The sequence below is a fragment of the Mycobacterium sp. 1165178.9 genome (genome assembly GCF_001673555.1).
In the GTDB taxonomy this organism is placed as follows: domain Bacteria; phylum Actinomycetota; class Actinomycetes; order Mycobacteriales; family Mycobacteriaceae; genus Mycobacterium.
In genome coordinates, this window is the sequence record NZ_LZMB01000503.1 from 1 (window position 1) to 9,819 (window position 9,819).

Annotated in this window: 11 protein-coding genes and 1 pseudogene; all 12 read left to right on the forward strand. The window is 66.2% G+C overall.

All coding sequences use genetic code 11. From position 1 onward, the window contains the following. Nucleotides 1–77 precede the first annotated feature (77 nt). Nucleotides 78–488 (forward strand): annotated as a pseudogene (locus A5652_RS28165) (phosphotransferase); the annotation flags it as partial. Continuing rightward, entirely contained in the window at nt 485–823 is a 339-nt protein-coding gene (locus A5652_RS28170; RefSeq protein ID WP_067356400.1) for a DUF6285 domain-containing protein, read from the forward strand. The pseudogene A5652_RS28165 and the gene A5652_RS28170, both read left to right, overlap by 4 nt. Nucleotides 824–848: 25 nt before the next feature. Then, entirely contained in the window at nt 849–1,250 is a 402-nt protein-coding gene (locus A5652_RS21495; RefSeq protein WP_067356405.1) for a nuclear transport factor 2 family protein, read from the forward strand. Nucleotides 1,251–1,283: 33 nt separating this feature from the next. After that, entirely contained in the window at nt 1,284–1,820 is a 537-nt protein-coding gene (locus A5652_RS21500) for a YceI family protein (RefSeq protein WP_067356429.1), read from the forward strand. A gap of 54 nt (nt 1,821–1,874) precedes the next feature. Then, the gene (locus tag A5652_RS21505) at nt 1,875–2,276 is read left to right on the forward strand and encodes a hypothetical protein (RefSeq protein WP_067356408.1); all 402 of its coding nucleotides are present in this window, start codon (nt 1,875–1,877) and stop codon (nt 2,274–2,276) included. 437 nt (nt 2,277–2,713) lie between these two features. Then, nucleotides 2,714–3,091 (forward strand): NADH-quinone oxidoreductase subunit A, encoded by a 378-nt coding sequence (locus A5652_RS21510; protein ID WP_007772880.1) that lies wholly within the window; start codon nt 2,714–2,716, stop codon nt 3,089–3,091. An 8-nt stretch (nt 3,092–3,099) separates the two neighbouring features. Then, nucleotides 3,100–3,654 carry an NADH-quinone oxidoreductase subunit B family protein gene (locus tag A5652_RS21515; protein ID WP_007772881.1) on the forward strand — a complete coding sequence of 185 codons (555 nt, stop codon included), beginning with the start codon at nt 3,100–3,102 and terminating at the stop codon, nt 3,652–3,654. Further along, on the forward strand, nt 3,651–4,358 hold the full coding sequence (locus A5652_RS21520) for an NADH-quinone oxidoreductase subunit C (protein WP_067356411.1): 708 nt from the start codon (nt 3,651–3,653) through the stop codon (nt 4,356–4,358). The genes A5652_RS21515 and A5652_RS21520 overlap by 4 nt, the downstream gene beginning before the upstream one ends. Next, nucleotides 4,358–5,683, forward strand: a complete 1,326-nt coding sequence (gene nuoD, locus A5652_RS21525; RefSeq protein WP_067356415.1) for an NADH dehydrogenase (quinone) subunit D — start codon at nt 4,358–4,360, stop codon at nt 5,681–5,683. The genes A5652_RS21520 and nuoD overlap by 1 nt, the downstream gene beginning before the upstream one ends. Continuing rightward, nucleotides 5,680–6,435 carry an NADH-quinone oxidoreductase subunit NuoE gene (gene nuoE, locus A5652_RS21530; protein ID WP_067356419.1) on the forward strand — a complete coding sequence of 252 codons (756 nt, stop codon included), beginning with the start codon at nt 5,680–5,682 and terminating at the stop codon, nt 6,433–6,435. Before nuoD ends, nuoE begins: the two co-directional genes overlap by 4 nt. Further along, nucleotides 6,435–7,781 carry an NADH-quinone oxidoreductase subunit NuoF gene (nuoF, locus tag A5652_RS21535; protein ID WP_067356422.1) on the forward strand — a complete coding sequence of 449 codons (1,347 nt, stop codon included), beginning with the start codon at nt 6,435–6,437 and terminating at the stop codon, nt 7,779–7,781. The genes nuoE and nuoF overlap by 1 nt, the downstream gene beginning before the upstream one ends. Before the next feature lie 6 nt (nt 7,782–7,787). After that, the coding region (locus A5652_RS21540) for an NADH-quinone oxidoreductase subunit G (protein ID WP_067356426.1) at nt 7,788–9,819 on the forward strand (2,032 nt) is incomplete at its 3' end.

The window sequence follows — 9,819 nt, forward strand, 5'->3', positions numbered from 1 at the left end:
CGCCCATATCGTCGAGGCGTTGACGCCATTCGGCCAGTTGGTCTTCGTGCGTCAGGTCTGGAATGCCCGTGTCGGCGGCGGTATTGGTACACGGCGACTTTCGCATGGGCAACCTCATCGTCGACGGGTCGAACCTCGCCGCGGTACTGGACTGGGAGCTGGTGCACATCGGGCAGGCGTACGAAGACCTCGCGTGGTTCTGCATCCGGGCGTGGCGATTCGGCGCTCCGGCCGGCCTCGGCGCCGGCGGCCTGGGCAGCATCGAAAGCTTCCTGCGTGCCTACGAAGAGGCCAGCGCGACTACGGTCGACCGGGTGGCGTTTCACTGGTGGCTGGTGCTGGCCACCTTGCGCTGGGGTGTCATCTGCCGTTTCCAGGCGGAACGGCACCTGAGCGGACACAACCGCTCGGTCGAGCTGGCCACCATCGGCCGTCGCGTCTGCGAAACCGAGTGGGACCTCCTCAACCTGCTCGAGGCGCGGCGATGAACGGCGCATACGGTCGCCCGCTGGCCGCCGAACTGGTTGCCGCGGTCGCCGAATTCCTGGAAACCGATGTGCGCGGCGCGACTGAGGGACAGGTCAACTTCCATGCCCGGGTCGCGGCCAATGCATTGCGCATCGTCGAGCGCGAGCTACTCGACGAGAATGCGGCCGAATCCCGCGCGGCGCTGGACGGCCTGGGCTTCGAAGATGAAAAGCAGCTGGCCGCCGCGATTCGGGCCGGCGACATGGACGGGCAAGCGGACCAGGTCACCGCCTGCCTGCGCATCCTGGTGCGACGCCGACTGGCCGTCGCCCACCCCGGATACGACAGCGAATAGCTCGGCGACCAGATAGGAGCCAGACATGCCCGCTTCCAGCGCCGAGACGGTTCTCGATGCGGCCAACCGCCTGTTCACGGCGATCGAGCGAAGCGATGTCGCCGCGGTTGACGCGATGTGGAGCAACGACATCGCGGTGTGGCGCGTCGGCTCGCGGCGCGACGACGACAAGACCCGCGCGATGCGGGTCATCGATTGGTTCATCGGCGCGACCACGCAGCGTCGCTACGAAATCCTGGACCGGCAGCTGTTCGATGACGGCGCCGTCCGGGGCTTCGTCCAGCAGCACATCCTGCACGCCACCGGGCATGCCGGGCAGTCGATCTCGCTGCGAGTCTGCATCGTGATCCGGGTGGGCACGAACGGCCTGATCGAGCGGATCGACGAATACTTCGACCCCGCCGGGATCGCGCCGCTGACGAACTAGCGCTACATTCGCCACGACACATTGGGGGTGACGATGACGACGTTGGAGACACTGCTTCACGATCCCGAGATGGCCGGCGTGTGGAACCTGGCCCCGGATCGCTCGGCCATCACGTTCAAGATCAGGAACATGTGGGGCCTGGTGAACGTCAAGGGCCGCTTCACCGACTTCACCGGCGATGGCCAACTGACCGGCAAGGGAGCGGTTTTCGGCCGGGTGGACATCCGCGCCGGCTCGCTGAACACCGGCATCGGGCGTCGCGACAAGCACCTGCGCTCCGCCGACTTCTTCGACGTCGAACGCTTCGGGGAGATCAGCGTCGTCGTCACCGCGGTGCACCCGACGAAAGGCAAGGGCGCCGACCTTCGCACCAGCTTCACGATCAAAGGCGTCACCGCGGAGGTGTCGCTGCCCGTCACGATCTCCGAGCTCGACGACGGCTCGATCCGAATCACCGGTGAAACCAAGCTCGATCGGGACCGGTTCGACCTGGGTTGGAACCGGGCCGGCATGATCGGCTCGACGGCGACGGTCGCGGCGGACGCAATCTTCGTGCGGGTATCGCAATAAACATTTCTGCGGGCACCCCGCTGAACCCGGGCCGGCACCAGTAGCATCTGCACCGTGTCCGACTCCACCATCACCCTGCGGATCCTCGTCTACAGCAGCAATGTCCAAACCCGCGAACGGGTGATGCGGGCACTGGGCAAGCAGCTGCATCCGGACCTGCCCGAGCTGAGCTACGTCGAGGTGGCGACCGGGCCCATGGTGATTGCGACGATGGACAAGGGCGGCATCGACTTGGCCATCCTGGACGGCGAGGCCACCCCTACCGGCGGGATGGGAATCGCAAAGCAGCTCAAAGACGAACTCGAGACCTGCCCGCCCCTGGTCGTGCTGACCGGGCGGCCCGACGATGCGTGGTTGGCCTCCTGGTCGCGCGCCGAGGGCGCGGTGCCGCATCCCATCGACCCCATCCTGCTCGGCCGCACTGTGTTGAACCTGCTGCGAGAGCCGGTTCGCTGATCCGGTTCACGCCGCGCCTTGCCGCGGACGTCGTTCCCGGCCGCCGAAGGCGGCAGCCCTGACATTTTGGGCCGTCTCGCCAAGGCGACCGCCACTGGTCGCGACGTTGCTGACGACGACCCATCCGCCCTCGCGATGCCGTTGATCATGACCGCCGCAGCGATCGGCGCAGCCGGGCCTTTGCTGGTGTTCCCCGGGCGGCTGGTGCGGCACATCGCGTGCGACGGCGAGCATTGGTTTCACCGACTATCGAGTTTGCGCAGCACAGCGCCCCACGGCACCGCCGATACGGCAAAACCTCCACCCCGGGCAAGCGCGCCGCACGCCGCGACGCTATGTTGTAAATCACTGTGGCGGGCCTGCGGCCCGGTTCGTCACAGCAGCCCGGCTACCGCCTGGCCGCCGCAGGCGGCTCGTACGACGGATCATGGAGCGAGTTGAACGTCTACATACCCATCTTGGTGCTAGGCGCCATTGCCACTGCCTTTGCCGTGGGCTCGGTGGCGATCGCGAGCCTGGCCGGCCCGTCGCGTTTCAACAAGTCGAAGATGTCGGCGTACGAGTGTGGAATCGAACCCACCGAGACATCGGTGAGCGGCCCGCATGCGACAGCCGGGCAGCGCTTTCCGGTGAAGTACTACCTCACCGCGATGCTCTTCATCGTCTTCGACATCGAAATCGTGTTCCTGTACCCCTGGGCCGTCAGCTATGACGCGCTGGGCACCTTCGCTCTGGTCGAAATGGTGATCTTCATGCTGACGGTTTTCGTGGCCTACGCCTACGTGTGGCGCCGCGGCGGCCTGACGTGGGATTGAGGTAAGACGTGGGTCTTGAGGAACAGCTGCCCGGCGGGATTCTGCTGTCCACAGTCGAGAAGGTCGCGGGCTACGTCCGCAAGAACTCACTGTGGCCGGCGACGTTCGGGTTGGCCTGCTGCGCCATCGAGATGATGGCAACGGCCGGGCCAAGATTCGACATCGCCCGGTTCGGCATGGAGCGATTCTCGGCGACCCCCCGGCAAGCCGATCTGATGATCGTCGCCGGACGGGTGAGCCAGAAGATGGCTCCGGTGTTGCGACAGATCTACGACCAGATGGCCGAACCGAAATGGGTGCTGGCCATGGGCGTATGCGCGTCATCCGGCGGGATGTTCAACAACTACGCGGTGGTGCAGGGCGTCGATCACGTGGTCCCGGTGGACATCTACCTGCCCGGCTGCCCACCGCGCCCGGAGATGCTGCTGTACGCAATCCTCAAGCTGCACGAGAAGATTCAGGAGATGCCGCTGGGCGTCAACCGGGAGACCGCCATCGCCGAAGCCGAGCAGGCGGCGCTGTCGGCCCGGCCCACCATCGAGATGCGCGGACTGCTGCGATGAGCTCACCGGACCAAGACCCTAAAGAAGCAATCAGCCGCGCCGACGAAGAAGTCATCGATGTGCGCCGCGGGATGTTCGGCGCCAAGGGCTCGGGTGACACGTCCGGTTACGGGCGACTGGTGCGCGAAGTCCTGCTCCCGGGCAGCAGCCCGCGGCCCTACGGCGGCTACTTCGACGAGGTGGTCGACGGACTGGCCGCGGCGTTGAGCAAGGACAACGTCGAATTCACCGACGCCATCGAGAAAGTCGTCGTGTACCGCGACGAACTGACCTTGCACGTTCGGCGCGACGCGCTGGAGCAGGTCGCTCGCCGGCTGCGCGACGACCCGCAGCTGCGCTTCGAAATGTGCCTGGGCGTCAGCGGGGTGCACTACCCGCACGAGACGGGACGCGAACTTCACGCGGTATATCCGTTGCAGTCGATTACGCACAATCGCCGCGTCCGCCTGGAAGTGTCTGCGCCCGACGGTGATCCGCACATTCCCTCGCTGTTCGGGATTTATCCGACGACCGACTGGCACGAACGGGAGACCTACGACTTCTTCGGCATCATCTTCGACGGGCACCCATCCCTGACCCGCATCGAGATGCCGGACGACTGGCACGGGCACCCCCAGCGCAAGGACTACCCCCTCGGCGGAATTCCCGTCGAATACAAAGGCGCACAGATACCCCCGCCCGACGAGCGGAGAGCTTACAACTGATGAGCACTACCACTGAATCGACGCACGACGGCGCCGGCGAGACCTTTGTGGTCGCCGGCGGCCAGGACTGGGACAAGGTCGTCGAAGCAGCCCGCGCTGTCGATCCCGGCGAACGCATCATCGTCAACATGGGGCCCCAACATCCGTCCACGCACGGGGTGTTGCGGCTGATCCTGGAGATCGAGGGCGAGACGGTCACCGACGCCCGGTGCGGCATCGGGTACTTGCATACCGGAATCGAAAAGAACCTCGAATACCGCTACTGGACCCAGGGTGTCACCTTCGTGACCCGGATGGATTACCTCGCGCCGTTTTTCAACGAGACGGCGTACTGCCTCGGTGTGGAGAAGCTGCTCGGCATCACCGATCAGATTCCGGAGCGGGTCAACGTGATCCGGGTGATGATGATGGAGCTCAACCGGATCTCCTCGCATCTGGTGGCATTGGCCACCGGCGGCATGGAACTGGGCGCCATGACCCCGATGTTCGTCGGATTCCGCGGACGCGAGATCGTCCTGACCCTGTTCGAGTCGATCACCGGCCTGCGAATGAACAGCGCCTACGTCCGCCCAGGGGGTGTGGCGCAGGATCTACCGCCTAACGCGGAAGCCGAGATCGTCGAAGGCCTCAAGGAACTCAGGCAGGTCCTGCGCGACATGGGTGGCCTGCTCAACGAGAACGCGATCTGGAAGGCCCGCACCCAGGACGTCGGATATCTGGATCTGACCGGTTGTATGGCGCTGGGCATCACCGGCCCCATCCTGCGTGCGACCGGCCTTCCCCACGATCTGCGTAAGAGCGAACCGTACTGCGGATACGAAAACTACGAATTCGACGTAATCACCGAAGACACATGTGATGCTTACGGGCGCTACATGATTCGCGTCAACGAGATGTGGGAGTCGATCAAGATCGTCGAGCAGTGTCTGGACAAACTGAAGCCCGGCCCGACCATGGTCGAGGACCGCAAGATCGCCTGGCCGGCCGACCTGAAGGTGGGCCCCGACGGCTTGGGCAACTCACCCGAACATATCGCCAAGATCATGGGCGGCTCCATGGAGGCGTTGATTCACCACTTCAAACTGGTCACCGAGGGCATCAGAGTTCCGGCGGGCCAGGTCTACACGGCGGTCGAATCGCCGCGCGGCGAGCTGGGCGTGCACATGGTCAGCGACGGCGGCACCCGGCCCTACCGGGTGCACTACCGAGACCCCTCGTTCACGAATCTGCAGGCGGTGGCTGCGATGTGCGAAGGCGGGATGGTCGCCGACCTGATCACCGCGGTCGCCAGCATCGACCCGGTGATGGGCGGGGTGGACCGGTGACGGGGCCACAGGGGCAGCCGGTCTTCATCCGTCTCGGCCCACCGCCCGACGAGCCCAACGCGTTCGTCGTCGAGGGTGCGCCCAAGACGTATCCACCCGAGGTGCGGGCCCGGCTCGAGGTCGACGCCAAGGAGATCATGGGCCGCTACCCCGACAAGCGTTCGGCGCTGTTGCCGTTGCTGCACCTGGTGCAAGCCCAGGATTCCTATGTCACACCGGCGGGCCTGGATTTCTGCGGTGAGCAGCTGGGGCTCACCGGGGCCGAGGTGTCCGCGGTGGCGAGCTTTTACACCATGTATCGGCGCGGCCCCACCGGCGAATATCTGGTGGGTGTCTGCACAAACACGTTGTGCGCCATCATGGGTGGCGATGCCATCTTCGAAGCCCTGAAGGAACATCTGGGCGTGGGCAACGACGAGACCACCGCCGACGGATCGGTCACGCTGCAGCACATCGAATGCAACGCCGCCTGCGATTACGCACCGGTGGTGATGGTGAACTGGGAGTTCTTCGACAACCAAACGCCGGAGTCGGCGCGCGAACTCGTCGACTCCCTGCGTTCCGGCGAGCCGAAGTCGCCCACTCGTGGTGCCCCGCTGTGCGTCTTTCGCGAGACGTCGCGCATCCTGGCCGGCCTGCCTGACGAGCGTCCTGACCAGGGCCAGGGCGGCGCCGGCGCGGCCACGCTGGCCGGCCTGAAGGTTGCCCAGGAACTCGGCATGGAGGCGCCCAGCGCGCCGGAAGGCCAGTAATGACAACAACTTCTGACAATCAGGCGACACCGCTGACGCCGGTCATCAGCCGGTTCTGGGACGACCCCGAATCCTGGACGCTGGAGACCTACCACCGCCACGGCGGTTACGAGGCGATGAAGAAGGCGCTGGCGATGGAGCCCGACGCGGTGATCGGGATGGTGAAGGATTCCGGGCTGCGCGGGCGCGGCGGCGCGGGATTCTCGACGGGGACGAAATGGTCGTTCATCCCGCAGGGTGACACCGGCGCGGCCGCCAAACCCCATTACCTGGTGGTCAACGCCGACGAGTCGGAACCCGGTACGTGCAAAGACATTCCGCTGATGCTGGCGACGCCTCATGTCCTCGTCGAGGGCGTCATCATCGCCTCGTACGCGATCCGGGCCAGCCACGCGTTCATCTATGTGCGCGGGGAGGTGCTGCCGGTCCTGCGCCGCCTGCAGAACGCGGTGGCGGAGGCCTACGCCGCCGGCTACCTGGGCCGCGACATCAACGGCTCGGGCTTCGACCTGGAACTGGTGGTGCACGCCGGTGCCGGCGCCTACATCTGCGGCGAGGAAACCGCGCTGCTGGACTCGCTGGAAGGCCGCCGCGGCCAGCCGCGGCTGCGCCCGCCGTTCCCGGCTGTGGCCGGACTCTACGGCTGCCCGACGGTGATCAACAATGTCGAGACCATCGCGAGCGTGCCGGCGATCATCGGCAACGGCGTGGACTGGTTCCGCTCGATGGGCAGCGAGAAATCCCCGGGCTTCACACTGTATTCGCTCTCGGGCCACGTCACCCGGCCCGGCCAGTACGAGGCCCCGCTCGGAATCACGTTGCGGGAGTTGCTCGCCTACGCCGGCGGCGTGCGGTCCGGGCATCGGCTCAAATTCTGGACACCCGGCGGGTCGTCGACCCCGCTGCTGACCGACGAGCACCTCGACGTGCCGCTGGACTACGAGGGTGTCGGCGCCGTGGGCTCGATGCTGGGCACGAAGGCGCTGGAGATCTTCGACGAGACCACCTGCGTGGTCCGTGCCGTGTGGCGCTGGACCTACTTCTACAAGCACGAGTCGTGCGGAAAATGCACGCCGTGCCGCGAGGGCACTTTCTGGCTGGATCAGATCTACGAGCGGCTGGAAACCGGTAAGGGCACCGACGAGGACATCCAGAAGCTCCTGGATATCTCCGACACCATTCTGGGGAAGTCGTTCTGCGCCTTGGGCGATGGTGCCGCCAGCCCGGTGATGTCGTCGATCAAGTTCTTCCGCGACGAATACGTCGCGCACGTCGAGGGCGGCGGATGCCCCTTCGATCCACGAGACTCCATGCTGACGGCGGAGCGCGACGGCGCGAAAGGGTAAGACTCGATGACAAGCGCGGCCAAGACCGAAACCGGCGACGAGGTGCGTCCGCCGGAGCTGGTGACGCTGACCATCGACGGCAACGAGATCAGCGTTCCCAAGGGAACTTTGGTGATCCGTGCCGCCGAATTGATGGGCATCCAGATCCCGCGGTTCTGCGACCACCCGCTGCTGGAACCCGTCGGCGCCTGCCGGCAGTGTCTGGTCGAGGTCGAAGGCCAGCGCAAGCCGATGGCGTCGTGCACCACCGTCGCCACCGACGACATGGTAGTGCGCACCCAGCTCACCTCGGAGGCCGCGGACAAGGCTCAGCACGGCGTGATGGAGCTGCTGCTCATCAACCACCCGCTGGACTGCCCGATGTGCGACAAGGGCGGGGAATGCCCGCTGCAGAACCAGGCGATGTCCAACGGCCGCGCCGATTCTCGCTTCACCGATGTCAAGCGCACCTTCGCCAAGCCGATCAACATCTCGTCACAGGTCTTACTGGACCGGGAGCGCTGCATCCTGTGCGCACGCTGCACCCGGTTCTCCGAGCAGATCGCCGGCGACATCTTCATCGACATGCAGGAACGGGGCGCCCTGCAGCAGGTCGGCATTTACGCCAACGAACCGTTCGACTCCTACTTCTCGGGCAACACCGTGCAAATCTGCCCGGTGGGCGCACTCACCGGGTCCTCGTACCGGTTCCGGGCCCGCCCGTTCGACTTGGTCTCCAGCCCCAGCGTCTGCGAGCACTGCGCTTCCGGGTGCGCGCAGCGCACCGACCACCGCCGCGGCAAGGTGCTGCGCCGGTTGGCCGGCGACGATCCCGAAGTCAACGAGGAGTGGAACTGCGACAAGGGGCGGTGGGCGTTCACCTACGCGACCCAGGCCGATGTGCTCAACACCCCCCTGATCCGCGACGCCGACGGCTCGCTGCAACCGGCGTCGTGGTCGCACGCGATCGCCGTCGCAACAAAGGGCCTCGAAGCGGCGCGCGGCCGCACGGGTGTGCTGGTCGGCGGCAGGGCGACGTTGGAGGACGCCTATGCCTACTCGAAGTTCGCGCGAATCGTGTTGGATAGCAACGACATCGATTTTCGGGCCCGCCCGGGCTCGGCCGAGGAGGCTGACTTTTTGGCCGCCCGGATCGCGGGCCAACCGATTTCCGTCAGCTACGCCGACCTGGAATCAGCGCCGGTCGTCGTGCTGGCCGGATTCGAGCCCGAGGACGAGTCGCCCATCGTCTTCCTGCGGTTGCGCAAAGCGGCCCGCAAGCACGGGTTGCCGATCTACGCCATCGCGCCCTTCGCCACCCGCGCGCTGACCAAGATGTCCGGGCGGCTGATCAAAACCGTTCCCGGCGCAGAAGCTTCGGCGTTGGAAGGGTTGGCCAGCGGTGAGGTGGGCGATCTGCTCTCCACCGCGGGGGCGGTCATCATGGTCGGCGAACGGCTGGCCACGGTGCCGGGCGGATTGTCGGCCGCGGCCCGGCTCGCCGACGCCACCGGCGCCCGCCTGGCCTGGGTGCCGCGTCGCGCCGGCGAGAGGGGCGCGCTGGAAGCCGGTGCGCTGCCGGGGCTGCTGCCCGGCGGCCGGCCCGTCGACGACGAGACCGCCCGGGCGCAGGTTGCCCAGGCGTGGAACGTCTCCGAATTGCCCTCCGGCAGTGGACGTGACGCCGACGCAATCGTCGCCGCCGCCACCGACGGCACGCTGGGCGCGCTGCTCCTAGGCGGTGTCGAGCCCAACGACTTCATCGATCCGCAGGCGGTGCTGGCGGCGCTGGACGGTGTCGGCTTCGTGGTCAGCCTAGAGCTGCGGCACAGCGCCGTAACCGAACGCGCCGACGTCGTGTTTCCGGTCGCGTCGACGACCCAGAAGGCCGGTGTATTCGTCAACTGGGAGGGTCGTTTCCGGCCGTTCGAAGCGGCGCTGCGCGGCACCGCCCAGCAGGCCAGCCAATCCGACCATCAGGTGCTCGACACGCTTGCCGACGAAATGGGCGTGTATCTGGGCATGTCCACCGTCGCCGCAGCCCGCGAAGAACTGGCCG